Genomic DNA, 23,816 nt, shown 5'->3' with positions numbered 1-23,816 from the left:
ACAGCGCACCAGCATATCTTATCTACAAAAGCCCCTGAACTTCTAGAGCGGTTTTCAACACATTCTGCGCTTTTTCGGTTGCGATGCCCTCTTCGCCGTCCTCGATGATGATGGACACCACGACGCGCGGATTATCGGCGGGCGCCATGCCGACGAACCAGCTGTCGTTGCTGTTGGCCTTCTCCGCCGTGCCCGTTTTGCCCGCCACCTGCACGCCGTTGATAGCGGCGGCGGTGCCCGTTCCGTTGTTCACGACGCCGATCAGCACGTCTTTCACGCGGTTGGCGGTTTCCTTGCTGACCGCCTGCATGAGCTTGGAAGGGTTGGCGGTGAAGCTGCGCTCGCCGTTGGCGTTGTAGATGCCGTCGACTAGGTACGGCTGCATGATGCCCCCGTCGTTCGCGATGGCCGAACCCACCATCGCCATTTCGAGCACGGTGGCGTTCGGGCCGGCAAAGTCCATGGGCTCACCGGCAGCGGCCCAGGCTAGGTTCCACTTGTTGTTGTTCAGCTCTTCGGGCGTAGGCATCAGGGACGTTTTAAGGCCGATGGCGAAGTCGATGTCTTTGCCGAAGCCGAACTTCTCGGCGCCGGCTACAAGGCGCTCTCCGCCGATTTGCAGGCCCAGCTGGCCGAACGCCGTGTTCGAGGACAGCTCCATGGCTCGTGCCAACGTGATGTTGCCGTAGTCGTTGTGGTTGAAGTTCGATATGGTGCCCGTGGTTCCCTCCACCGTCATGGTGCCCGGCGCGGAGTACACGGTTTCCTCGCTGGCGACATCGTCTTCCAGCGCAGTGGCAAGCGTTACGATCTTGAACGTGGATCCCGGTGCGTACAGCGCGTGCGCAGCGCGGTTGACAAGGGAGCTGTCGCCGCTTGCTTGTCCCGACCCGGCTGCTTCCAGAAGCGTTTCCACGTCGGCGGCGTTGTACGTGGGGGCGGAGGCCATGGCCAGTACGGCCCCGGTTTCCGGGTCCATGACCACAACGGCGCCCTTGCGTCCCGCCAGAACGTCTTGGGCTGCTTGCTGAATCTTGGAGTTCAGCGTGAGCGTGACGTCGTTGCCCGCGGACCCCACGCCCGCCAGCGAATTCAGCACGTCGGTCCACGAGGCAAAGTTCTGCTGGCCCTTGAGGGCGTCGTTGTACGCAGCTTCAATACCGGAATTGCCGAACCTCGAAGACGAATAGCCCACCACGTGGCTGGCTAAATCGCCCGCAGGGTACGAGCGGCTGTACGTGCCGTCGGGGTTGATGGCGCTTTGCGCCAGGATGATGCCGTCGTAGGTTGAAATGGTGCCGCGCTCGCTTCGCGATTCCTTGGCCAGCGTGTGGTTGTTGCCCGGCATGTTCTGGTAATAGTCTGCCTGCACCACCATGATAAGCGTGAGGTTGGCTACCAGCAGCGCGAACAAGGCCGAGCACAGCAGCATGGTGTGCGTCAGCCGCTTGCCTAGCGATACGCGCCCCAGCACGCTGTTCGCGTGGAGCGTTCCCGTGGCGCTGACAACTTCCGCGCCGACGCCGGTTCCTTCGTCGCCGCAGCGCAGCAGGAAGCCTACGGCGATGAAGCTTGCCAGCAGTGACGATCCGCCCTGGCTGATGAAGGGCAGCGTGAGGCCCGTAAGCGGAATGAGCCTTGTCACGCCGCCCACGATGATGAATGCCTGCAGCACGATCATGGTGGTAAGGCCCACGGCCACGAACGAGCTGACGTCGCTCTTCGCGCGCGCTGCCGTGACAAAGCCGCGCACTGCGAAGCACAGGAACAGCAACAATACGCCCGCCGCACCCAGCAAGCCGATCTCCTCGGCGATGGCGGCGAAGATGAAGTCGCTTTCCACCACGGGGATCTGGTCGGCAAGGCCGCGTCCCAAGCCTGTTCCGAACAATCCGCCGTCAGCGATGGAGTAGATGGATTGCACCAGCTGGTAACCCGTGTTCTGCGCATCGGAGAAGGGGTCGAGCCACGTGTTCACACGCACCTGCACGTGCCCGAATGCCAGATAGGCGCCAACGCCGCCGATGGCGATCAGCCCCAAGCCTATGAACAGGTAGAACTTCTTTCCCGTGGCCACGTACAACATGACCAGAAACAGGAAGAAGAATACGAGCGCGCTGCCCAGGTCCTTCTCGAATACGACCACCAGAAGCGACACGCCCCACATGAGCAAAAGCGGCAGCAGCGTGCGCACGTCGGGCAGGTTGAACGGGCCCAGGCGCCAGGTGAACACGCTGAGCATCTCGCGGTTTTGAGCCAGGTATCCGGCCAAGAACAACACGATGACGATTTTGGCGATCTCGCCGGGCTGGAATGAGAAGCCGCCGATATGAAGCCAGATTCGGCTGCCGTAGATTTCTTGCCCCAAGCCAGGGATCAGCGGCGAAAGAAGCAGCAGGAAGCCGAAGATCATCAGGGTGTATTTGTAGTTCACAACCTTGTCGAGGTTGCGGATAAACGCCAGCACCAGCACCATGGCCGCTACGCCCACGAACAGCCATACAACCTGGTTGACGGCAAGATCGGGCGCCAGTCGCGTGACGAACGCAATGCCGATGCCCGAAAGCGCGAACGAAATGGGCAGAAGCGCTGGGTCGGCGCCGGGCGCGAATTTGCGCACGGCGATGTGCGCGATCACGAAGGCGACGAAAATGCCAGCAGGGACGCCCAGCGTGGTCATGTCGAGCGCAAGCCCCTGGTTGATCGCGATCATGGCGAACAGCAGCACCACAAGCGGTGCTGCCACGCATAGGAGTATCAGTTCTAGGTTGCGCCTGGTCATGCGGTACCGCCTTGCGAGTTGGCGGGAGCCGGGGGATTCGCGTCATGCGCGCCGTCTGCGTTGGCTCCTTCGGCAGGCGATTCCTTTTTGCCTTCTTCGGCGTTCTTGCGCTCGGCGGCTTCGGCCTCGTATTCCTTGACCAGTTCTTCCGCCGCCTCGACGGAGTCCACGCGTATGCCGGCGTCGAGCCGGTTCGCCGTTCCCGGTTGCAGGTCGCTTACGGGAACGTCAGTGGTTCGTTCGTGTTGCGAGAACGAGAATCCCAGCACGCTGCCGGGAATGCCACGATAGATGGCAACCTTGCCATTGTCGTTCATCAGGTAGGCGGTCGTGTTCAGGTACGTGCTGGTTCCCCAGGCCGTACCTGCGATGATGGCTGCGAACAGCACGAGGATCACGGCAATGGAAAGCTTCGTCTTGAACGCCATCTTCCTGCGCCGTGCTTCCGCAAAGCCGGTAACGTCTGCCACGATAACGGTCACGTTGTCGTGGCCTCCGGCGGCTATGGCCTCGTTGACCAGTTGCGACGCGCATCGCTGGGGGTCTTGCACGCGACAGAGCGTGCGCTCTATGGCTTCGTCGCGGACCATGCCGGACAGGCCGTCGGAGCACACGAGCAGTCGGTCTCCGGTTTCCACGTTGATCTCGTAGATGTCGGGGTGCAGGTTCGGGTCGCTGCCCAGCGCGCGCGTGATAACGGAGCGCTGCGGGTGGCAGCGTGCTTCTTCGGGCGTAAGCTGGCCCGCTTCTATCATGTCGGCCATCAGGCTGTGGTCGCGCGTGAGCTGCTGCAGCTTTCCTTGATGCAGCAGGTAGGCGCGCGAGTCGCCCACCTGGGCGATGACCAATCGCTCGCCTTCCAGCATAGCCGCCGTCATGGTGGTTCCCATGCCCTCGCGTCCTCGCCCGTCGTGCGACGCGCGAATGACCTCGCGGTTCGCGTCTACGACGGCCTGCGCGAGCGCTTCGCCGTCCGGATGCTCCGGCGCGCGTTCCGCCAGCACGTTCACGGCAATTTCCGAGGCTATCTCGCCTGCGGCGTGCCCGCCCATGCCGTCGGCAACGGCGAACAGCGGCGGTGCCACGATCAGGCTGTCTTCGTTATGGTCGCGCAAGCAGCCGATGTCGGTTCGGCTGCCGAAGGGCGTGACTGCGCCGCGACGGGTGCGCGGAGTGGATCGATACGAGCGTTTTTCAGCCATTAGGCAAACCTTACGCGAATGGCGACGTCGCCCACGTTGACCACGTCGTTGTTCTTAAGAGCGGCAGGCTCGGCTATGAGCTGCCCGTTCACGGCTGTGCCGTTCGTGGACCCCAGATCCTCAACGAACAGGTTCTGCCCCATCAGGCTGAACCGTGCGTGGCGTCCGGAAACGTATCCGGCGCCTACTACGATATCGGCTCCAGGGCTGCGGCCCACGATGACCGGGCCGCGCACGACGATGGATACGCCGCGCAGCTCTTTCGGCCCTCGTTCAACCGAGAGATTCCACGTGCGTTCTTTTTTGCGTTGTCCGCGTACAACTCCGATGCCCGTCTTCATGATGGCGAACAGGAACAAATACAGCAGTGCGACGAACAGCAGACGGATGATGAGCAGTACGACGTCGATCACGGGTTAACCTTTCCGTTGCGTTCAGGCTTGGGTGAACACGAAGTTCGTCATGCCGATGGTGATGCGGTCTCCTTCGGATAGCGGGTGGGAGGCGATTTCGCGCCCGTTGACGAAGGTTCCGTTCGTGGATCCCAGATCGGTGAGCACCCATACGCCCTGCTGGTCGAGGCGCAGCTCGGCGTGCGTGCGCGAGGCGTTGATGTCGTGGACGGAGATGTCATTTTTCGATTCGCGTCCGATGAGCAGGCGCGAGGATGCTAGGTCGTACGCGCGGTTGTTGGCCTCGTCGATCAAGCGCGCGCGCACGGCGGCCCGCGCGGGGACGGGGCTGGCTGCCTGCTGCCCGCCGGCGAACACGACGGTGTCGGCGGCTACGGCGCCGTGCGGCGCTGCGGCTGCTGCTGCGGCCATGCCGGCACCTGCGGCAGCTCCCACGGCGCCGCCCATGCTGGCGTTCGCCACGTCGAAGGGATCGACCACGCGCGGCGCGCGGCTTGCGGCGGGAGCGTCGCGGGACTCGTCGAAGTCGCGGCTGTCGAAGGTGTACTCGCCGTAATCGATGGATCGGTCGATCTCGTCTTCGGGAACGTAGGGAAGCTGACCTCCCTGGTTGTACGCGTCGTACTGGCCGGGCGCGTCGAAGCCGCCCATGGGCGCGTTGGGGTTTTCGTATCCTGCGTACGCAGGGGCCGGCGCCGGAGCTTGCGCGTACGGCTGCTGATAGCCGCCCTGATAGCCGGGCGCACCGTAGCCGCCTTGCGGCGCAGCGTAGCCCATCGGCGCTCCGGCAAGCCCGTAGCGCTGCATCTCTTCTTGACGCAGCTGCGCGATGATGGGCGCGGCCACCGCCTCGGCGATGATGTCGAACTTGCCGTGCTTGAGGCCGTCGTCCACGATGAAGCGCACAAGCGGCTGCCCGTCCATGACCAGCCCCTGCTCCGCCGCTTTGGCTGCCAAGTACGTTTCCGTTTCTCCTGCCAAAGTGGGGTAGTATCCGAACAGGCGACGATCGTCGTCGGGGTTGACCAGCACCGTGTAGAGGGTTGGCGCGAACTGCTTGCCGGCGCCTACCATCTTTTCGCGCCTCATCTGCTTTTCGGCCTTTTTCGCAATCTGGACCGGCGAGATGGGGGAGTTCGCCATGCGGTCGGCTGCGCCCTCGAACGTGTCTTCCATCTTGCCTTCGAATCTCGAAAGAAAGCCCATCATGTCTCCTTTATCGCATGCGCGGCTGCTTCTTCGCTGCGGTCGCGCGCGGCATTTCGTGCGGTACGGTGCGGTGCGCGACCGTTCGCATGGTTGAGGTTCGCGTTTGAGCGACCTTGGCTGTCGTGCGTTTTTGTATACGACTATGCAATGCTCCATCTTGCCATAAACGCAGGAAGCCCGCCTTATGTTTTACGCAATCGTCATTATATTCCCGATGCGGGAGGGCGGCAGAATCGTCGGCTTGGGCGGCGCGGCGGGACGGCCTGGACGGCGGCTGGGGTTGCAGTTCGACGTGCGCCCTCTAGCGATAATGCGCGAAGTAACGCCTACTCGCGCGGCTCCCGGCCTTCCCCGATCATGGCGAGCAGCTCCTGCTGGTTGTGGATGTTCAGCTTTCGGTAGATATGCGAGATGTGCGTTTTCGCCGTGCTCTTGGAGATGTACAGCTGATCCTGGATATAGGCAGCGTTGTATCCTTTTGCCAGCATGAACATGACTTCCGTTTCGCGTCGAGAGAGCAGGTAGCGATTGGCTATCTCCTCGCACTGACCGCGGAACCAGCCGCTTTTGCGAGACCCTTCGTCAAGCGGCAATACGTCGGCTGCCGCTTTTTGCGATCCGGCTTTTCTCCGGGGATCTCCAGAAGCGATGGAAGGGGGGTTCTCTGATTTGCTCTTTGCGCTGTCGAGGATTGGGCTGGTTTCAGCGGCCTTGTTGCTTGTTTTCTCGCTCTGGTTTTCGATGTGCGCTTGTTCGTTCTGAAGATTCATGGATGCGATGGCTTTGCTGAAAGAGGCGTTCGTGGGGCCAATGGCATGCTTGATATCGCGTACGCGCGGGAGCAACGCGTACGCTAGCACCATGGTGAACATGACGACGACGGCGCCGCTGTTTTCTCCAAACGGCGTGAGCGCGTCTAGGAGGTGAGGGTCTGCGACTAGAAGAGATCCTACAAGAGATCCCAAAGCTAGGCATCCGCGTCCGACTCCGAACACGAAAATAGGGGACAAGCGAAACTCCTGAGCCAACTCTCCGAAAAACACCCACATGAGCGATTCGAAGCACATGTAGCCTGTCAGCAGGACAAGCGGGGGCACCATGCTGTTATCCAGAGCGAGCGATGGTAAAAAGAACAGAGTGACGGCAATGAAGGGAACGATGGGCCTGAAAAGGAAATCCCAATGACTTCTTTTATCAATCGAGAATACGGTTATAAGAAGCAGAATCGTAGCCGCCCCTCCGGCGAATAGCGCTAACAACTGCGTTGTGAGATCGGATGATGGCAAGATGATTTGCGTGGAAACGGATCGCAAGGCGCCCAGCGCGAATCCAAACAGGAGTACAGGAAAACTGAGGCGCAGGGAAAACGGAACCTTCTTGACGGGTAGTGGGTTGAATATTGGAACGGCATGCCGGATGGCATAGCTTTCGGGTGTAAGTTGCCAGAGCAGCGGGAGCTCCAATAAAGGCAGGCAGGCGGTAAGCGCTCCGGAGTACGGTGCGGGAACGATGTGCAGGACGAGAGAGTATATGGCAACGGCGATAACGGTGGACACCGCCGTGTTCACGACGATAGACGCCGAGCTGTCGCGCGAGTAGGCGACACCCCAAAAGATGAGCATGAACGCGGATCCGATCCCGGTTGCAACTCCAGCGAACGCTGTTGCCGCTATGCCGATTATTCCGGGAGCGAAAGCTGCGAACACGGAGAGCGTTCCGATAAAGGTAAGCGCCGCTGCAACGATCATGGTCTGCTTTCGCGTGTATGTGCGAAGGAATTTTTGGTCCGTTGCCGCAGCGGTGAAAAGCGTTGCGGCAAACACGATGATGGATATCAGGAACACAAACGTAACCGAGGGGATGGAGTCGCCGTTTTGGGCGGTGCCTCCCCCTGTTTGAAAAATCGTAGTAGTCCCAAACATGGCGGAATACACCCATGCTTGGTGGATGCCTAATCCTAGCGATAAGCCGCTTAGCTCGCCTTGAGTACCTAGGCCTCGGTCGTCGTTAACCGTAATGCTGACGCGCGGAAAAGACAAAGCCATGAGACTCTCCCCGTATCCCCCAGAGTTGTTTTTGAATCGGCCCGTTTCCTTCTCCATTTGCGCGTAGGCGCATGCGGTGTTTCCCGATGCGTTGGATAGGGGAAATGGGTCACGCCCTCAGATGTTTCGCGGCTCAATCATCGGTGGGTTCAATATAAACGAAAACAGATCGTCGTTCAAATGCAGAATATTAGGTCTACAAGCGCCATCTGGGGTTATATGGGGTGGTGAGATTGAAGAATGATAAAAATCAACCTCTCGGAACGATAGGGTCCATTTGAAAATTGCCCCCATGATTCGATGCTCTGCATCCTTCGATGCCTAGTATTTGCGGCGTCGGTTTCTTTTGACAAGGATTGATAGGGGGTTGGCCAGGCTGCGCTCTTTCAGCTTGGCTATCCGAAGGAGAATCGTGGAAAGGGGGACGTGCGCGGTCGTTTCTTCCGGCTGCTGCGTATTCTTATGGGTGATTCGAGGGCCGATACGGGGCGGAACTCAAAACTGCGGAAGCCTCAATAATTTGCGAATACTGAAGCGTCTGTAGTTTCCCATCAATGCGCTGCTGCCGTCTTGCTATCGCGTAGAGGGTGAACTTAATTTTTGCAATTTGGCCGATATGGCCGAATTGCAACAGTGTTTACTTTCCTTCAGAGGGGGTTTTGATGGATAAAAAAGAATTTACCATCTCAGAAGTCATAGACTCCATCGGCATCAGTTTGCACACGTGGGTCGTGTTCGTGCTGCTCGCCTTTGCTATGATCTTCGATGGTTATGACTTCATGATCGTCAATTCGACCAACCTGTTCGTTGCTCATACATTCTGGCCGGAAGATGCGGCTCCCGGAGCACTTATGGGGTCTCTAACCACGTGGGGCTTGCTCGGCATGGTTATCGGCGGCGCTGTCGGCGGTATTATGTCCGATAAGATTGGTCGCAAGAAGACGTTGATTGCCGCCGTTATGTTTTACGGGCTGTTCACCTTGCCTCAGGCATTTGCGAATGATCTGGCGTTCTTCGCCGCGTTCCGCCTGATCGCCGGATTTGGCGTTGGTTCCTGCATTCCCGTTGTGACCACGGTGTTCTCCGAGAGCATGCCGTCCAAGCAACGCGGTATCTTTGTTACGTTCGGTATGGCCTTCATGGTCGTCGGCTGGGTTTTGGCTGGTTTGATTGCCAATCCTATCTGCAACGCAGCTACGCCGCTTTTGGGCGAATTCACCAACCAGGTGACCTATGCTCTGGCTGATGGCGGTACGGCTACCATGTACGCCAACTGGCGTATCTGCTACCTGATCGGCGGCATCCCTCTGATCTACGGCATCATTCTCATCTTTACCATGCACGAGACTCCGCACTGGTACGCTAACTCGGGTAACAAGGAGAAGGCATGCGAGCGCCTGACCCAGATCGAGCAGGCAACGCGTCACTCTTCTCACACTTACGATCCCGCTTTGCTGATCGTTCCTCCGAAGCCTGCCAAGACTGGCCCTTCGGTTCTGTTCTCGAGCAAGTTCATCGTGGCAACCTGCGCTATCTGGTCTGCTTACTTCGTCGGCCAGTTCTGCGTGTACGGCATGAACGCCTGGATTCCCACTTGGTTCGTGGGTCTTGGCTATTCGCAGGCCGACAGCGTTGCCCTTCAGACGTGGAACAACGTGGCGGCTATTGCTTCGAACATCGCCGTTGGTTTCGTTTCTGACAAGGTTGGCCGTAAGCGCAACCTCGCTGGGTCGTGGCTGTTCTGCATCGTCGCTATCATTTTGTGCTCCATCTTCGTTGCTCCGAACAATATGGGTTTGTGCATCGCGCTTATGCTGCTGTTCGGTTTTGCGCTCAACTATGCCATCACCGCTGTTCAGCCGTTGATGCCCGAGAGTTATCCCACCGCCATCCGCAATACTGGTACTTCTTGGTGCCAGGCATTCGCCCGCTTCGGCGGTTCGGCGTCCTCCATCGTTCTCGGCGGTATTGCCGGTATGGCCATGTTCCAGACTGCTGCCGGCAATACAAACTGGTCGACGGTGGTTCTCGTGCTTATTGTCCCGTTTGCCCTGGGCTTCATCTGCACGGTTTTGTTCGTTAAGGAAACAGCTGGCAAGTCTATGGATGCGTTGGCGGAAGAGGAAGACAAGCTTGGCAACTCCGAGAGCGACGGTATGATGCGCTTCGGCGTTATGCTGGTAATCGTTGCTATTTTGGCTGTGCTGTGCATCGTTTGCCCCCTGGTGGTTCCCGGATGGTCCAAGCAGCCGTACGCACTGCCTCTCATGGCTGTCGGCCTGCTTCTTCCCTTCCTGTACTTCTTCGTGTTCGGTGGCGCTCAGCTGGCTAAGAACAAGAAGAAGTAGCATGGATCTTTCGCGACGCGACCGTCTCCCCTTGACGGCTTAGCCGTCCGACGTGTGGCTTCGCAACGTGTTTTGTTACGCAAGAAGCCCTCGCCCTTCGATGAAGGAGCGAGGGCTTCTTTTTTGCTCGGCTTGATCAGTGCTTCCGGACAGCTGTCCGGGTCTCTCCCGGTTTGCTTGGCGTTGGTGGTCTTGTGTGCCTACTTGGCGTCTTCAGCGAGGCTCTTAGCTTCCTCAGGGGCCTTCTCGAGCTCTTGTAGCTGTTCGTAGGTAAGGCCTCGCCCTTCAAACATCCATCGCTTGAGCTTCTGGGCTTTCGACGCATTGGGGTCTTTCAAGCTTTCGCTCTTTCCTTTGTATTCTTCCTTGATGCCCATGGCCACGATGGCTGCCGTCGCTATGCGCAGCTTGGCGACGTCGCTCGTTTTGATTTCGTAGCATGCCCCACGGTTTTTGAAGTCGACTAGGCGGACGTGGCCTTCCTGCTTCGAGGTGTCTTCGTTGGTGAAGTGGAAAGGGGGGTTGGATAGGCTTCCTTTGACCAGCCAGCGCAGGCCCTCTATGTAATAGTCCTTGAACACTCGCAAGGTATGGAACGCATACTCCCATCGCTCAAGTTGCAAATAGTACGTAAGCGTTTGCGCGTCCGGCTTGATACGCCCCATCTCGCCGCCCATTCGTCCAAATATGGTCACTTTGTCGCGTTCGCTGGACCAATCTCCCTTGAAGCTGAGAAACGTGTCCCCGTCTTCGTACCAGACGTCGAAATCCTCGTGACGGGCCAGTGCGTCCGCGGGCAGATAGACTCGATTGTTCTTTTTCACCAGGGCCTCCTCAGGGGTGTTTGGGTCTGCCGCGATTATAGCGTACCTAAGCCCGTTCGCGCGTCGACCACCAAAAGCAAGAAATGTAAAAAATGGCTTATTATCAGGTGAAACAGAGTCATATCGTACTTGTCTCAAACGAAAATCAACCTCTCGGACCGATGGTATTCACACCAAAATTGTCCTTGTGATTCGATATGCAATTTGCGGAACTACCTATTCTGAAATCACCGGATACGTTGGTGCTTGCAATGGCCGAAGCCGGTATTGGCAAGTCATTGGCACGGTGGCGAAATCCCCGTTTTGCATCGTGCATGACATACGTTGGAGTGGTCGGCGACGGCACGTTGCTGCGGTTGCCGATCAAATGAGGAACGGAGGCTTCCCTTATGTGTTTTAGACCAGCAGATGCGTCCGGCGGCGACGGGATGAACAAGTGCCCCGAGTGCGGTAAGACCATCCAGATGATGGCGGGCGTTACTTTGAAAAAGTGCCCGTTCTGCAAGTGCGATTTCACGCCGTACATCAATGGCGAAAAGCCGCTTCCCGGTGCAGGCGCCCCTGCAGCCCCTGCAGCCCCTGGTGCCCCCAAGGCTCCCGGTGCCCCCAAGCCTCCCGCGGCTCCCGGTGCCCCCAAGCCTCCCACCGCTTAAGGCGAACAGTACTTGGCGATGCCCGTTGGGGATGGGCATCCTTCAGATTTGAAAGCCCGGGGAGGGGGTGATCGCCGAGTAGCTTATGTTTTGGTTTTCTCGCCGCAAGGCGGAAAAAGTTTCTTCAGTATGCGAGTGACGAGCTCAGAAAGAAGGAAAACATGGCATACGGTAAACAGTGGCAAACCGTAATGGAGGATGGGACGGTTGTAACCCGTAGCAATACGTGGTCGCCTCCGGGAAGCCATCCCGTAGGGTACGGCGTCAAGGTTGTTACCAAGGACGGCGAGCTGATCCGCATCGAGGGCGATGACGACAACCCCATCACCACCGGTCGCGTGAACGCAATGAACCTTGCTCTTCGCGAGTACACGTACGCTCCGTCGCGTATCATCCACCCGATGAAGCGCGATTATGCCGATCGCGGCAAGGACAAGTGGGTTCAGACCACGTGGGACGAGGCTCTGGATACCATTTGCGAGAAGGTTCGTTATTTCCAGGAGACGTATGGTCCCGAGTCGATCGTGTGCTTCGGCGGTACTGGTCGCGAGGCCTGCATCTTCTACTATGCGCTGACCTTCTCCGTTCTGCAGTCGCCCAACTGCTGCTACACGCAGTCCGGTTGGTCCTGCTACGGTCCGCGCTGCTCCATTTCCGACTACGTTTTGGGTGCTGGCTATCCCGAGCTCGACTATGCCGGCCATCTGCCTGGCAGCTACCAGGATCCGCGTTACGAAGTGCCGAAGTACATTGTTGTTTGGGGTAAAGAACCTCTTCCGTCCAACGGCGACGGCTTCTTCGGCCACTGCCTGGTCGACCTCATGAAGCTTGGCACCAAGATTATCTCCATCGACCCCCGTATCACGTGGGTGGGCGCTCATGACGGCAACATCAACCTGCAGGTTCGTCCTCAGACGGACACCGCTCTTGCTTTGGCCATCATGAACCTCATGTTCGAGAACGACGAGTACGATCACGAGTTCGCTGAGAAGTGGATCTACGGCTTGGACGAGATCAAAGAGCGTGCTGCTGAGTACCCCGTCGACAAGGTTGCCGAGATCACCACGGTTCCCGCCGAGGATATCAAGCGCGTTGCGCACATTATCGGTACCGAGCGTCCTGTCGGTTGGGCATGGGGTCTGGCGTTCGATCAGAACAAGAACGGCGTGCAGCTGTCCCAGGCGTTCATCATTCTTGCCGCTCTGGCTGGCTCGATCGACCGCCCCGGTGGCCTGACGCTTGGTCCTCCGTCTGCTCTGCTTGGCAAGTGGCGTATGGAGCAGCGTGGCGCTATGGAAGACTCTGTGTGGGAGAAGCGCATCGGTGCTGCTGCATGGCCGGGTCTGTCCACCGGCATGGCTACCACGCAGCCCGACGAGACGCTGAACACCATGGAATCCGACGAGCCCTATGCTCTGAAGATGGGTTGGTTCAACAGCTCCAATTTCCTGACTCCGACCTGCTCCGCTCAGCCGAAGCGTTGGCATAAGGCTCTGCAAAAGCTCGAGTTCGTGGTCGTTCAGGACCTCACCATGACCCCGACGGCTATGGCCGTGGGCGACTACTTCTTGCCGATGGCAACGTGGGCCGAGCACAACGGCATCGTTCTGACGCACTATGGCCGCAACACCGTGTTCATGGGCCCCATGAACAAGGCTCTGCAGGTTGGCGAGTGCAAGTCCGACGTCGAGATCTGCCTCATGTTTGGTCAGCGCCTCAACCCGAGCTGGTGGCCGTGGTACAAGCCTGCTGACGGCAAGTCCCTCGACCTCGATGCTCTGGCAACGGCTGTTGAGGACTTCTACAGCGATCAGCTGAAGGAGCTTGGCTTCGACTGGAAGACCTTCCAGGAGCTTGGCCTGTATCAGCCCGGCGCTCATGGCTTCGAGTACGAGAAGTACGAGAAGGGTCTGCTCCGCTTCGACGGCGAGCCCGGCTTCAACACCATTACCGGCCAGATCGAAGCCTACTCGATTCTGTACGAATCCTGGGGCGAGGACCCGCTGCCGTACTACGAAGAGCCGAACTACAGCCCGATCAGCAAGCCTGAGTTTGCCGGTCAGTATCCGCTGATTTCTACGTCTGGCTCTCGTCGTTACAGCTCGTTCCACTCCGAGCATCGTCACGTGCCGTCTTTGCGTCAGATCGATCCGTGGCCGTGGGTGCAGCTCAACCCGCAGACCGCCGAGGAATACGGCATCACCGATGGCGACTGGTGCGAGGTTTACAACATGTTCGGCGAGGCTCGCTTCAAGGCCGAGGTTACTCCGGTCATCAAGCCCGGTATCCTGAACTGCGCTCATGGCTGGTGGTTCCCCGAGCAGGATGGCGAAGAGCCCAACCTGTTCGGCGTTTGGAAGTCCAACTTCAACAGTCTGGTTCCGCACTTCAATGTTGGTAAGCTTGGCTTCGGTGCTCCTTACAAGGGCGTCATGTGCAACGTTCGTCGCGTCCGTAGCCTTGACCAGGACTAACAAGAAAGGAAGTGACACCAATGGCAGATCAGAAATACGCTTTGCTCGTTGATTACACCTATTTCTCTGGCAATCATGCCGCTGAGATTGCCTGCAAGGAAGAGCTCGGCCTTCCTCTCGATCAGTTCGGCATCAAGGAAGTCGAAGTTGGTCCGTTCAAGAAGGGCGAGGGCAATGACGGCGACGCTTGGGAATGGTTCTACATCCCGTGCCCGACGTCCATCTTCTCCGAGCATTGGGGAACGGGCGGCGATAAGGCCGGCCAGCGCCCGATGGCTGTGCAGGTAGAAGAGTCTGCTTCCATGTACTACGGTACGCTTGAGGAGATGCAGGCCAAGATGGCTGAGTTCGACCGCCCGATGGTGCTGTTCCAGCTCTAAGCTTGCGCTCTAGGTAGGATTACCGTGGCCATCGGTTGCGTAGCCGGTGACCACGGTATCGTGTTGAAGACTGACAAGGAGGGCGAAATGACTCGTGACGAATTTTTGGCACTTGACGCACCCGAGGGCGCAGAGAAGCTGAACGCTCTGCTGGCTGAGGGCAAGAGCCAAGATGAAGCTATGGCTGAGTGCGGCATTACCAAGGCCGAGCTGATGAAGGCGCAGATCTTCTTCGTGAAGGGCAAGTACATTGCCCGCGCTTGGGGCGGTTACACCTCCACGAAGGCTACTGGTAACGAAGGTGCTGGCGAACTTGGTCTTGGCGGCAGCTTCAAGGACATCAAGCCGGCGGAATAAGCTTAAGCGATGTGCTTTTGCTGAAGTGAAGAGAAAGGGCTCGCTTGTTTCTCGGGGCGAGTCCTTTCTTGAAATGGGGAGCACTACGTTGTCCGTAGCGCTTTTCAGGGGGAAAGAGCTTTACGGGCATCGTATTGAAAACTATGGGAAGCGCCGAAAAAGCGAACACCGGACCGCGCAAGGAGGCAAGGCTCTTATGGCAACTGAAGACGAGATCAAGCGAGAAGTCGAAGAACTGGGTCGACTGACGGAGGAGCAGGAGAACATCCTGTACAACATCTGCCTGAAGCAGGACGAACTGGGGCGCGAGTCTACGAACATGCTTTTGAGCAAGCTTAAAGGCAATCCTATATACCAGGATATGCTTGATCGTAAGTACCTGACGTACGACGTGTTCAACCATGGTGGCAAGCATGAGATCGCGTGCTTGTACGTGACACTTAAGGGTATGCGCTACTGCATTCTTTTTGCTGAAGAACTTTCTCTTCGTCGCAAATTGAATCCGGCGGGCGCTCCTTGGAAGGTTGCGTAGTTTCTGTACGCCTGACCGCGCATGCGTGAATAAGAAACGCCCCGGACGTCCGGGGCGTTTCTTTGAAGTTCGCTTGGATGCCGTGCAAGCTTTGTGGCACTATGCTTCGCGCAAAGCCACGTCAATCAGGTAGCTTTCCGAGTCATTGCTCTCGCACACCAAGTAACATGTCATGATGCGGACGGACTTCCCGTTATTTGCCATGATGCTGCGCGCTGTATCGAGAAAGCGCGGAGGGAATGCAAGGGATTGTTCGGCCGGGTCTTCCATGAAGTCGGTGCAGCCTGCTTCTTGAAGCGCTGCGCGTACCGGAGGCACATCCTTTCCAAACACTTTTGCCGTTTTCAAAAAGAAATCGTCGTTGTCGAATACTACGCACGGATGAGCGTTGGCAGCTCGTTCGTTTTTTTGTCGAAGCTCGCTGCGGTGCTTGTTTTCAAGGGAGCAGTAGTGCATTCCAAACGATATTCCCTCGTCAAGTGCCCACTCCATAAGCGAAAGGGCAAGTGCTTCACTACCGGCGACGGCCAAGCCGCCCGAATAATCGTAGTCGTACATGACCTCGAATGGAGGGTTCTTCAGCATGAATCCTCGCTTGCTGAATTCGTCCCAGTTGCAGAAGGGGAAGCAGAATTCCAAAAGGTTGATGCCATCGATGCCGACCTCTTGGAATGCGCGGAACAACTTGTGCATATGTTGCTCGGAACCGGGAATCACCGGCATTTCCACCATGACCGAGGGAATGTGGCGCTTGGCGACGCGCATAGCTGCAATAACTTGCTTTTGCTGATCGGGAGTATCGTCGTCCTTTACGCTGAATCGGATTTCATCCAATCCGGCCGCGCACAATCTCGCAGCGCTCTCTTCGGTCAGCAGATCCCCTGAGGTGTACATGCGTTTGTGTGCGTTTGGCCACGTTCTTTCTGCATGTTGTAAAAAGTCGATCGCGTTTTCCAGATCGAGTAGAGGCTCGCCTCCGGTTAGACCCACGCAAGCAAGAGTTTGGTTCTCGCTTGCCGATCGTTCGAGGGTTTCCTTCCAGGGACAGCCTTCGCGAAAGAACGTTTCGTATTCGGGTTGGTTGTGGTTGAAGCAAAAATAGCAATCTCGGTGGCACTTGAACGTAGTGGAAAACGTTTCCGATCCGCGGTTGCCGGTGCATTCCACGCAGGCCGACGAAAGATGCCCCACGCTGAGACTTGCCCCGCTATTGCGCGAAGCAACTCCTCGTGCAATCAGGCGTGTGCGAAGTTGGGCGCAAAGATCGGCGTCAGCGTATTTTGGAGCGAATATCAACCCCTTTTTCTCAAGGGTTTGCACGTAGCGTTTTTCGACGTCGGCGTATTCGGCGAGGGCTGCATCGAGTGCTTCATCGGACATGCGGGCGCTCCGTTCGTATCTGTTCGACAATGGGTTGTTGAAGATGCGGTTTTTGCATGCTGGTCTGGGGTTATTTGTTCGATCGGGGTTGGACTTTTTGCTTGCTCCATTATAGTCGGTATAGGCGACTTGTATGACGAGACGCATCATTGCTGAGGGCAATACAAGGAGGTCGCGCGGTGGAAGTTCCTGTTGAAAGACGTTTTCAAGGGTCGGTGCGCTTGGTGACGCTGCATCTTTGGCGAGTTGCGAAATCGACCGATCTTGAAAAGGGATTCGAGGTCGCGCGTCGCTTGGGGATGCTTAGCCAGCAGAACGAAGATTTCGTTCGAGCCTGCTTTTTGATTGACGCGCAGATTGATCAGGGGCTCGCGTGCGATGGAGCGGTAGACATGCACATGGTTGACGAGCTGCAAAAATGCGCTATTCGTTTGAATACGGCTGATCCTGCGTAGAGCCTGCTATCCGCATTTGTAGCACGTGGGAGTGAAACTCAGCACCCGCTTGGTGATTTCGGGTTGCGTACGAAGCTTGACGAGCATGTTGTATACAGCCGCTCCGTCTATCGAAACAATTCGCGGATTCTTCGACTTCATAGCAAAGTAAACATCGGCTGCCGTGAGCCCTTCGATCACGAGAGGGCTTTCAACTTTGTCGAAGAAACGAGGTTTGGGTAGGTCGAGGTAAGAGCAGAATTCCCGATAGATGTCATCGTGTTCGGGTGCGAAGAGCGTTTTGCTGTAATCCGGGCGATGCGTAAGGCAGGATGCCTCTTCAGAAAGCTCGGCATCCAGCTCTGCAAAATAGTCGAGCGCTGCTTGGCCTCGCTGGGCAATTCCCTGTTTGATGTGCTGCTGCTCGCGCTCGTAGGTCCCCATGATTTCCTCCCTGCAAACAAGGGAAAATAAGCCTATTCGTTTCGGTGTTTTCATCGTAGTTTTCGGGCGTTTTCCGCTAAGCTACAAACACCTTTCTTCTGATAGTTTAGCCTGATTAAAGGCCATATAACAAGAATTATAGCAGGGCGATTGTGGTACAATTACTATCATGCAGTCAGCGGGCTTGAATGCAAGTTGAACAGGGTTCAAAAAAGCCAAACATCTTCGAACTACTCGGGGGAAATCGTGCAAATCAAAGACAAAACGCGCGTGGATGATGGCGAGGTTCAAGAGCTCTCTTTCACCATGGTCGCAACGGTGCAGGAAGTCGAAGAATCAGCGAAAGAGTTTTTTCACCAGATCTCTCAAAAAGATATTCCGGGCTTTCGGAAAGGCAAAGCCCCTCGCAATATCTTGGAGCAGAGCGTAGGCGGTCATGCAAACGCCATGGGCGGAGTTGCCGAGACGCTTATCAATGAATTTGCCTTCAAAGCTATCGATGATGAGGGAATTCTTTTTATAGGGGATCCTCAATTCAGCGTTGCCGAGATGCTGGAAGAAGGTAAGCCGTTTTCGTTCGATGTGTCCGGACCCGTTGCGCCGAGCATGCATCTGACAAGTTACGAACCGGTTTCTATCGTGATGCCGCCCGAGGAAGCAACCGAGCAGGATATTCAAGCTCAGATTCGCGAACTGCAGAGCTTTTACCATTCTTTTGAAACGATCGGCGATGCTGAGCATAAAGCCGAATGGGGTGACTATGTCGAAATGACCTTGACCGTGACGAACCACGGCAGGATGGTGTCTGGTCTTGGAGCGGCCGACCGCATGATAGGTCTGGGCGAGGGGACCATGCCCGAATCGTTTGATGCTCAGGTAGTTGGTTCAAAAGTCGGCGACAGGCTCGAATTCGACTTCGAGGCAAAAGATGCCGAAGGCGAATCGGAATACGGCGACGGCGAGTTGAGCGCGATCGTCGAAGTCAAAGGCTTGCGAAGGTGCATCGTGCCTGAAGTGGATGACGCATTTGCGGGTAAAGTTGGTTGCGAAAACGTTGATGATCTTCGGAAGCAGTTGAAATTGGCCATCAATATGCAGAAGGGGAAAGACCTCCCCGGGCTGATGGTAGATCGAGCGATCGACCAATTGGTCGATCGCCTCGATGGGGCCGTCCCTGCTTATTACGTTGATTTTATTCGTCAAGATGTCGGGCGCGAGATGATTCAGTCGCTCAAGCAGCAGGGGACCAGCTTGCAGCAATGGATGCTGCAGAACAGCATTGATGGCGACAAGATGAAAGAAAAAATCTCGACCGAAGCGGAACGCCGCGCAGCTATCGATTGCGCTCTCGAATCCCTGTTCGCGCAAAAGGGCTGGGAGCTTTCCGAAGAGGATATCGATGGAATGTTTTCGAGCGAGCGCGGCCTTGAGGGTGCGCGTGAAGATTGGGAAAAGAGCGGTCGCATGGCGTCCGTCCGAAAGATGTGCCGTCAGTCGAAATCCACGGAATGGCTGGTTGAGACGGCTGTGGTCACGGTGGTAGAAGAACCGGTTGAATAAGCGAACTGCCCGCTGGATTGTCTGTCGCGTTGCGGCGGACAATCGATTCGAAAAGGAGATCGAAGATGGAACTTGGCTCTACGGTAACTCTTACCTACACGGGTAAGCTCGATGATGGCACGGTTTTTGGGTTCGCTACGCCGGAGAATCCGATGAAGTTTCAAACGGGTATGGATATGGCGATCGACGGATTCGAGAAGGCTATTCTGGAGATGAACGAAGTGGGCGAGCGTGCTACGTTTATCGTTGATGAATACGGTGGATACGGTGAGTACTTAGAGGATTATACGGCGCGCATTCCCTTGGAGCAGATTCCCGTTTCCGACGTCAAAGTGGGAAAGCGCATTATGCTAGCAAGCGGCGAAGACGGATCGCCTATGCCTGCGACGGTTTTGGAGGTTGGCAAGGGCGTGGTGGTGTTTGACTTGAACCATCCTTTGGCTGGCCAGAATCTCAATTTCGAAGTGGAGATTCTCGAAATCGAAGATGCGCCTGAGAATTTTGTTTCTGCTGCCGAAAAGAGCAAACATTTCAAAGAGCAGTCGAAACTGCTTGGTGGCGACCAGGGCGAAGACTACCGCTAAGCTTTTTCGCCGATAGCGCAAAAGAACCCCCGCCTGGTTTTCAAGTATGGCGGGGGTTCTTTTGCGTTCGCGCTGAGGTGCGGGATTTCTCTTATTCGAAATCCCGCACCCCGCGTCTTACAATCCTACGAAGCTGTCAGGAAACTGCTTGTTCGCGTTAAGTACGTCGTTGCTCGTATCGCCGTAACGCAGCCATTCGGTATCGGTGGCCTTGCGTTTGATCATCGCGTTTTCCATGATTTCTTTTAGGGCCTTGGTCTTTCGGGCATACTCTTCCATTTGGGCGAGGCGACCCTGCATCTCGATCTGGCGCCTCTTCCGCGCCTTGTCCTGGATGCTGTCTCCGGGAATGATATCGTAATAATCTTCAGGCTCAACGATTATGCCCCGATGGGTTGCGTAGGCTTCGAGGGCGGAGTCTTCTCGGAGGCTTTGAAGTGTGCGTTCTTTGACGTCGGCGTATACTTGCTCAACCGTGATGCCTCGCTGTTGGCTGAAACTCTCCAGGGTCATACCGTTCCGGGCGATCATTTCCTCGAGGCGTACATTCGCGTCATTGAGCGCACCTTCAACGAGATCTTCGGGGAGCTCTTCAACCAAACGCGTCGCGAGTTCTTTGCAAATAACGTCCTGATCCGCCAACTCTTGAAGCTCTCTGCTGTCTTTGTACATGTTGTACCGAATGAAGATTAAAAGGTCATCTACGCTTTTGAAGTCTTCAGTATGGGTACTGATCCAGCTGTCGGTGAGCTTAGGCTCTTCGCCGGCCTTGCAAATCATGTTTTTCAACCAGCGGATTGCCTGATCTTTGATAGCGTCTTCGGGAATTCGGATTTCCTCGGCGACTACGTAAACCGGATCGTACGAGGTGAGAGTGAAGTGACGGCTTGCCATATGATAGCCTCCATGGGTTGAGTATGCGCGCTGTTCCCCGTGAGTTTTCGCATGTCGCGCGCATGTGACATGCGATCATACTAGACTACGTCATATATTATATAGCAAGCGAATGCGTTGAGAAGGATGATTGGTTGAACCTGTATGTTCTCGGTTAAATATGGGACTCTGGGGATGATGGATGAGGGACTATCTCTTGCTACCATTGATCGCAAAGAGCGACGACAAGGTGTTCGTGCGCCTAGATCGGCTGAAGGGAGCGAGAGAACGTGTGTTGGTCGTGTAATCCGATTTGCGGCGGTTGCAGACCGCCGCGCAAACGCCCGGTCAAGTGTCCGGAGTGCGGTATGTTCAATGCGGTGGATCTGGAGCATTTTTCCGAGCCAAACCCGTGTACGAAATGCGGGTTTGATTTGACGGACATGGCTGTTCCCGAGCCTGTGGTTTGCACGATTTGCGGTGAAGTGTGCTACAACTCGTGCAAGAAGGGAAGGACGGATCAACCGACCGAAGATATTCGTCCGTGCCTGACGCGTGTGAGCGAACCGTTGATCACGGCAAAATGAAATAGCCCTTTTCTCTTTTCGAAAATGAGATCATGGTTTTACGCCGCCCCTTTTTTCTAAGGGGCGGCGCTTTTGAATTGGTAGAGGTGAGCTCTTTACGAACAGCGCTTCTACCGGTGTGCCTTGATGCGATCTTTCGTAATTCCCGTACGATCGCAGATGCTGTCGATCTCGCGTCGATTTTTGGCAATGCTGATGCCCGACTGTCCTGCAATGAAGGCCATGAATATAGCTATCAGATAAACAGCGCCGCTGGCTATTGTGCCAACTGACTCGGATGGAATGAGACCGTACACGTCGAGGGCGGTTCGTCCGAGGCCGAGCAATAGGACGGCCGCCATGGCCGCAAGGATCTTGATAAACGCCTTGCGGTTGCTTGCTTTCAAAGCCTCGATGGTTTCGAAAGCTTTAGAGAATTGTTTACTTGCTTTCTTTGACATGCCGGTCTCCTTGTCGCGCTTTGTTTGCACGTAGGTTCATTATATTCCGTCGATGAACTCCTGGCCTTTCATGCGATGAACTTCTTCAAGCGGCATTCGACCAAACTTTGCCTTGTAAATCAAGAAGGTTGCAAGGCCCGTAAAGAATAGTCCTGCGACGGCGAGGAAGAACGAACCTAGATGGAGCAAGCCGTCGTCGAAAGCTCCCATAGCGAACGACATTCCCACGTTATACATGTTGTAACCACCAACAGGGATAAGCACGCTGAAGCCTTGTCCCGCCAAGCTTGCGAGTGCGCCAGAAATGCCCAGTGGCGCGAAAACGGATCCGCAAAACCATGCTGTAAGCAGAATCCAGAGCGGCTTACACTTGGGAGTTATTCTTTTAACTATCAAGTAGACAACTTGGAACAGCATGCAGAGCGCGCCACCTACCAAGAAAGAAAGAGGAAACACCGTGGCGGTGGTGTTTTTTTCGAGGCTGACCAAGGGCTCTATGCCTGCCATGCCACAGATGTAGCCAAACAGGATGCTGATGGCTGCCGCTACAAGGTTGAACCAAATCACCAGCCAAAGACCGGGGATGATGGCTTTTCCGACGCTAGCATTGTCTTTTGTCCAGGGTCCGATCATCTTCATGCCGACGGCCATGGCGAAACCTGAAAACGGGAGAAGGGCTCCGAAGGTTCCCCATTTCTCTACGATCTGGTAGTTAGCAAATCCTCCCAGTACGCATCCGATGATGCCCATGCTGATAAGAGTGGAGCCGCCAATGAAGAACTCCATTGGCGTGTTGGTAAGAAGATGGGTCCACACCGTCACCAAGGCTTGGGCAATAAGTGCAAATAGCCCGCCGATAAAGAAGCTGTATACCACCGTTTTGTATGCTTTCATCAACCATCTCCTCTATCCGTGCGTAGGTTGTTTCTTGTGCGGGTCTTCACGCTTCGGTTCCTTGCCTAGCGTGGAGACAAGCCTTTTCAATTGTAATGAGAAGAGGGGTTGCGGCATCCTTCCGAGCGTACTAGGCCTTCGGTATTTCTTTCTTCGGAGGGATGAATTGGGGGTTCTGACGGTGCGTTGCCTGGCGCAATCGATCACGGTGTATGAAAAGGATGTCAAGAGCGATCGATGCGCGACTCTCCCAGAAAAAGGAGAACCGGAAAGCGTTGGAGGACTTTCCGGTTCAGGGTGCTTCAGACGAGTACTATTATATGACATAGTCTACTAATAGGCAAGTGACATTTATCGTTCTGCTTTTGGGCGCGGATCGGCTTGTCGGACGGTTGTCGGTCGGCGTCACGCGCTCGCGCAACCGTTTAATCGCGTGGTTTTGCCTTTCGAGCCGCGCGCTTCTTTTCTGCTCGTAAAGGCAGGTATTCGCTCACCACAATGCCAGCGAAGATAAGGGCGAATCCGGCGAACAGCGGCGCGGTGAGGGCTTCGCCTAAAAACATAATGGAAAACGTCACTCCGAAAACCGATTCCGTAGCTAAGAACAACGATGCCGGAGCTGGATCCACGTGCGCAACCGCAACGTTTTGCAGCAGCAGCGCTATGCACGAAGCGAAGACGGCCAAGTAAGCCAAGCTGGTCCAGGTATCCAAGCCCAACGCGGAGAAATTAGGCGTCGGCTCGAACGCGATGCCTGCGGCGAAACCAAGCGCGCCCGCCACGATGAACTGCACCACGGTGAGCAGCGTCATGTCACGCTCCCGCGCGTATTTCGCCGTGAACAGCACGTGAAAACTCAGGAACAGAGCGGAAAGCAGGGTGATCAGATCGCCGAATCGCAGCGATAGTCCCGACGCACCCGCAAACGAAACGCATCCGACGCCCGCGACGCACACGATGGCTGCCGCTACATTGAATCGCGTGGGTTTGGATCCGCGCAGCGCCCAGCCTAAAAACGGGATGATCACGCAATACAGCGACGTTAAGAAAGCGCTGTTGGAAGCCGTGGTATCCGTGAGTCCCGTGGAGTTTGCCCAGTACGCAAGGAACAGCCATGCTCCCAGAATCCCGCCTTTTTTCAGGTGGTCCGCATCTAGATTCTTGCGGAAGCGCGGCAGCATGATGGCGCCCAGGATGATGCCGGCGGCCGTGAAGCGCACTCCTACCAGCCACGCAGGAGGGAAGGCGTCGACCGTCGACTTGATGACGACGGTGCCTAAACCCCAGATGGCAGCTGCCAACAGGAGAAACATCTTGTAGGTCCACAAAGAGCGCGCGGTATGTTGGATGATTTCGGTCACGGTAGAGCATCATAGCACGAAGCGCTTGCTGCAGAGTTGA

At 56.3% G+C, this 23,816-nt stretch carries 21 protein-coding genes; 9 read left to right on the top strand and 12 right to left on the bottom strand.

Annotated features, from left to right (window positions below; all coding sequences use genetic code 11):
* Nucleotides 1-22: 22 nt before the first annotated feature.
* The 5 genes from LQE90_RS03060 to LQE90_RS03040 all read right to left on the bottom strand — a co-directional run bounded on the left by LQE90_RS03060 (nucleotide 23) and on the right by LQE90_RS03040 (nucleotide 7,708).
* Nucleotides 23-2,782, bottom strand: a complete 2,760-nt coding sequence (locus LQE90_RS03060; RefSeq protein ID WP_216529299.1) for an FtsW/RodA/SpoVE family cell cycle protein — start codon at nucleotides 2,780-2,782, stop codon at nucleotides 23-25.
* Nucleotides 2,779-3,984: a Stp1/IreP family PP2C-type Ser/Thr phosphatase gene (locus LQE90_RS03055; protein ID WP_216529300.1), complete on the bottom strand. Its 1,206-nt coding sequence runs from the start codon at nucleotides 3,982-3,984 to the stop codon at nucleotides 2,779-2,781. Before LQE90_RS03055 ends, LQE90_RS03060 begins: the two co-directional genes overlap by 4 nt.
* Nucleotides 3,984-4,397 (bottom strand): FHA domain-containing protein, encoded by a 414-nt coding sequence (locus LQE90_RS03050; protein ID WP_123193062.1) that lies wholly within the window; start codon nucleotides 4,395-4,397, stop codon nucleotides 3,984-3,986. Before LQE90_RS03050 ends, LQE90_RS03055 begins: the two co-directional genes overlap by 1 nt.
* Nucleotides 4,398-4,418: 21 nt before the next feature.
* Nucleotides 4,419-5,606 carry an FHA domain-containing protein gene (locus tag LQE90_RS03045; protein ID WP_231088176.1) on the bottom strand — a complete coding sequence of 396 codons (1,188 nt, stop codon included), beginning with the start codon at nucleotides 5,604-5,606 and terminating at the stop codon, nucleotides 4,419-4,421.
* A gap of 326 nt (nucleotides 5,607-5,932) precedes the next feature.
* Nucleotides 5,933-7,708 (bottom strand): response regulator transcription factor, encoded by a 1,776-nt coding sequence (locus LQE90_RS03040; RefSeq protein ID WP_216529301.1) that lies wholly within the window; start codon nucleotides 7,706-7,708, stop codon nucleotides 5,933-5,935.
* 605 nt (nucleotides 7,709-8,313) lie between these two features.
* Here LQE90_RS03040 and LQE90_RS03035 point away from each other — a divergent pair.
* The gene (locus LQE90_RS03035; protein WP_216529302.1) at nucleotides 8,314-9,999 is read left to right on the top strand and encodes an MFS transporter; all 1,686 of its coding nucleotides are present in this window, start codon (nucleotides 8,314-8,316) and stop codon (nucleotides 9,997-9,999) included.
* Between the two features lie 200 nt (nucleotides 10,000-10,199).
* Here LQE90_RS03035 and LQE90_RS03030 read toward each other — a convergent pair whose 3' ends face one another.
* Nucleotides 10,200-10,823 (bottom strand): hypothetical protein, encoded by a 624-nt coding sequence (locus LQE90_RS03030; protein WP_216529303.1) that lies wholly within the window; start codon nucleotides 10,821-10,823, stop codon nucleotides 10,200-10,202.
* Between the two features lie 389 nt (nucleotides 10,824-11,212).
* On the opposite strand from LQE90_RS03030, the gene LQE90_RS03025 reads away from it, so the two are divergent.
* The 5 genes from LQE90_RS03025 to LQE90_RS03005 all read left to right on the top strand — a co-directional run bounded on the left by LQE90_RS03025 (nucleotide 11,213) and on the right by LQE90_RS03005 (nucleotide 15,219).
* Nucleotides 11,213-11,476: a hypothetical protein gene (locus LQE90_RS03025; protein ID WP_114566737.1), complete on the top strand. Its 264-nt coding sequence runs from the start codon at nucleotides 11,213-11,215 to the stop codon at nucleotides 11,474-11,476.
* A gap of 161 nt (nucleotides 11,477-11,637) precedes the next feature.
* Entirely contained in the window at nucleotides 11,638-13,950 is a 2,313-nt protein-coding gene (locus LQE90_RS03020) for a molybdopterin-dependent oxidoreductase (protein WP_216529304.1), read from the top strand.
* 20 nt (nucleotides 13,951-13,970) lie between these two features.
* Nucleotides 13,971-14,330 (top strand): oxidoreductase, encoded by a 360-nt coding sequence (locus tag LQE90_RS03015; protein ID WP_114566735.1) that lies wholly within the window; start codon nucleotides 13,971-13,973, stop codon nucleotides 14,328-14,330.
* Between the two features lie 87 nt (nucleotides 14,331-14,417).
* A complete protein-coding gene (locus LQE90_RS03010) occupies nucleotides 14,418-14,687 on the top strand; it encodes a hypothetical protein (RefSeq protein WP_114566734.1) in 270 nt (89 codons plus the stop codon).
* Nucleotides 14,688-14,883: 196 nt separating this feature from the next.
* A complete protein-coding gene (locus tag LQE90_RS03005) occupies nucleotides 14,884-15,219 on the top strand; it encodes a hypothetical protein (protein WP_114566733.1) in 336 nt (111 codons plus the stop codon).
* Nucleotides 15,220-15,318: 99 nt separating this feature from the next.
* Here LQE90_RS03005 and LQE90_RS03000 read toward each other — a convergent pair whose 3' ends face one another.
* Complete coding sequence (locus tag LQE90_RS03000) at nucleotides 15,319-16,749, bottom strand: radical SAM protein (RefSeq protein WP_216529305.1); 1,431 nt, start codon at nucleotides 16,747-16,749, stop codon at nucleotides 15,319-15,321.
* A 29-nt stretch (nucleotides 16,750-16,778) separates the two neighbouring features.
* Here LQE90_RS03000 and LQE90_RS02995 point away from each other — a divergent pair, with 29 nt between their 5' ends.
* Entirely contained in the window at nucleotides 16,779-17,054 is a 276-nt protein-coding gene (locus LQE90_RS02995; protein WP_216529306.1) for a hypothetical protein, read from the top strand.
* A gap of 6 nt (nucleotides 17,055-17,060) precedes the next feature.
* On the opposite strand, the gene LQE90_RS02990 is transcribed toward LQE90_RS02995, so the two are convergent.
* A complete protein-coding gene (locus LQE90_RS02990; protein WP_114566730.1) occupies nucleotides 17,061-17,477 on the bottom strand; it encodes a hypothetical protein in 417 nt (138 codons plus the stop codon).
* 150 nt (nucleotides 17,478-17,627) lie between these two features.
* Between LQE90_RS02990 and tig the strand changes: the two genes are divergently transcribed.
* Complete coding sequence (gene tig / locus LQE90_RS02985) at nucleotides 17,628-19,037, top strand: trigger factor (RefSeq protein WP_216529307.1); 1,410 nt, start codon at nucleotides 17,628-17,630, stop codon at nucleotides 19,035-19,037.
* Between the two features lie 65 nt (nucleotides 19,038-19,102).
* Nucleotides 19,103-19,621, top strand: a complete 519-nt coding sequence (locus tag LQE90_RS02980; protein ID WP_114566728.1) for an FKBP-type peptidyl-prolyl cis-trans isomerase — start codon at nucleotides 19,103-19,105, stop codon at nucleotides 19,619-19,621.
* A 117-nt stretch (nucleotides 19,622-19,738) separates the two neighbouring features.
* On the opposite strand, the gene LQE90_RS02975 is transcribed toward LQE90_RS02980, so the two are convergent.
* From LQE90_RS02975 to LQE90_RS02960, 4 genes are all read right to left on the bottom strand, one after another.
* Entirely contained in the window at nucleotides 19,739-20,515 is a 777-nt protein-coding gene (locus tag LQE90_RS02975; RefSeq protein ID WP_216529308.1) for a trigger factor, read from the bottom strand.
* A 676-nt stretch (nucleotides 20,516-21,191) separates the two neighbouring features.
* Nucleotides 21,192-21,521, bottom strand: coding sequence for a hypothetical protein (locus LQE90_RS02970; protein WP_216529309.1), 330 nt, complete (start codon nucleotides 21,519-21,521; stop codon nucleotides 21,192-21,194).
* 39 nt (nucleotides 21,522-21,560) lie between these two features.
* Nucleotides 21,561-22,415, bottom strand: coding sequence for a SpoVA/SpoVAEb family sporulation membrane protein (locus tag LQE90_RS02965; protein ID WP_216529310.1), 855 nt, complete (start codon nucleotides 22,413-22,415; stop codon nucleotides 21,561-21,563).
* A 425-nt stretch (nucleotides 22,416-22,840) separates the two neighbouring features.
* Nucleotides 22,841-23,728 carry a DMT family transporter gene (locus tag LQE90_RS02960; protein ID WP_216529338.1) on the bottom strand — a complete coding sequence of 296 codons (888 nt, stop codon included), beginning with the start codon at nucleotides 23,726-23,728 and terminating at the stop codon, nucleotides 22,841-22,843.
* Nucleotides 23,729-23,816 lie beyond the last annotated feature (88 nt).

Source organism: Paraeggerthella hominis (assembly GCF_021044775.1).
Taxonomy (GTDB): Bacteria; Actinomycetota; Coriobacteriia; order Coriobacteriales; family Eggerthellaceae; genus Paraeggerthella; species Paraeggerthella hominis.
This window is presented reverse-complemented; position numbering and strand designations above follow the sequence as displayed.

Excerpts from the sequence above, each read along its gene's own strand:
- LQE90_RS03010 (WP_114566734.1), top strand. The coding sequence starts at position 14,418 with ATGACTCGTGACGAATTTTTGGCACTTGACGCACCCGAGGGCGCAGAG.
- LQE90_RS02980 (WP_114566728.1), top strand. The coding sequence starts at position 19,103 with ATGGAACTTGGCTCTACGGTAACTCTTACCTACACGGGTAAGCTCGAT.
- LQE90_RS03040 (WP_216529301.1), bottom strand. The coding sequence starts at position 7,708 with ATGGAGAAGGAAACGGGCCGATTCAAAAACAACTCTGGGGGATACGGG.
- LQE90_RS03035 (WP_216529302.1), top strand. The coding sequence starts at position 8,314 with ATGGATAAAAAAGAATTTACCATCTCAGAAGTCATAGACTCCATCGGC.
- LQE90_RS02965 (WP_216529310.1), bottom strand. The coding sequence starts at position 22,415 with ATGAAAGCATACAAAACGGTGGTATACAGCTTCTTTATCGGCGGGCTA.
- LQE90_RS03060 (WP_216529299.1), bottom strand. The coding sequence starts at position 2,782 with ATGACCAGGCGCAACCTAGAACTGATACTCCTATGCGTGGCAGCACCG.
- LQE90_RS03015 (WP_114566735.1), top strand. The coding sequence starts at position 13,971 with ATGGCAGATCAGAAATACGCTTTGCTCGTTGATTACACCTATTTCTCT.
- LQE90_RS03045 (WP_231088176.1), bottom strand. The coding sequence starts at position 5,606 with ATGATGGGCTTTCTTTCGAGATTCGAAGGCAAGATGGAAGACACGTTC.
- LQE90_RS03055 (WP_216529300.1), bottom strand. The coding sequence starts at position 3,984 with ATGGCTGAAAAACGCTCGTATCGATCCACTCCGCGCACCCGTCGCGGC.
- LQE90_RS02990 (WP_114566730.1), bottom strand. The coding sequence starts at position 17,477 with ATGGGGACCTACGAGCGCGAGCAGCAGCACATCAAACAGGGAATTGCC.
- LQE90_RS03020 (WP_216529304.1), top strand. The coding sequence starts at position 11,638 with ATGGCATACGGTAAACAGTGGCAAACCGTAATGGAGGATGGGACGGTT.
- LQE90_RS03025 (WP_114566737.1), top strand. The coding sequence starts at position 11,213 with ATGTGTTTTAGACCAGCAGATGCGTCCGGCGGCGACGGGATGAACAAG.
- LQE90_RS03000 (WP_216529305.1), bottom strand. The coding sequence starts at position 16,749 with ATGATGCGTCTCGTCATACAAGTCGCCTATACCGACTATAATGGAGCA.
- LQE90_RS02960 (WP_216529338.1), bottom strand. The coding sequence starts at position 23,728 with ATGTTTCTCCTGTTGGCAGCTGCCATCTGGGGTTTAGGCACCGTCGTC.
- LQE90_RS02970 (WP_216529309.1), bottom strand. The coding sequence starts at position 21,521 with ATGTCAAAGAAAGCAAGTAAACAATTCTCTAAAGCTTTCGAAACCATC.
- LQE90_RS02975 (WP_216529308.1), bottom strand. The coding sequence starts at position 20,515 with ATGGCAAGCCGTCACTTCACTCTCACCTCGTACGATCCGGTTTACGTA.
- LQE90_RS03005 (WP_114566733.1), top strand. The coding sequence starts at position 14,884 with ATGGCAACTGAAGACGAGATCAAGCGAGAAGTCGAAGAACTGGGTCGA.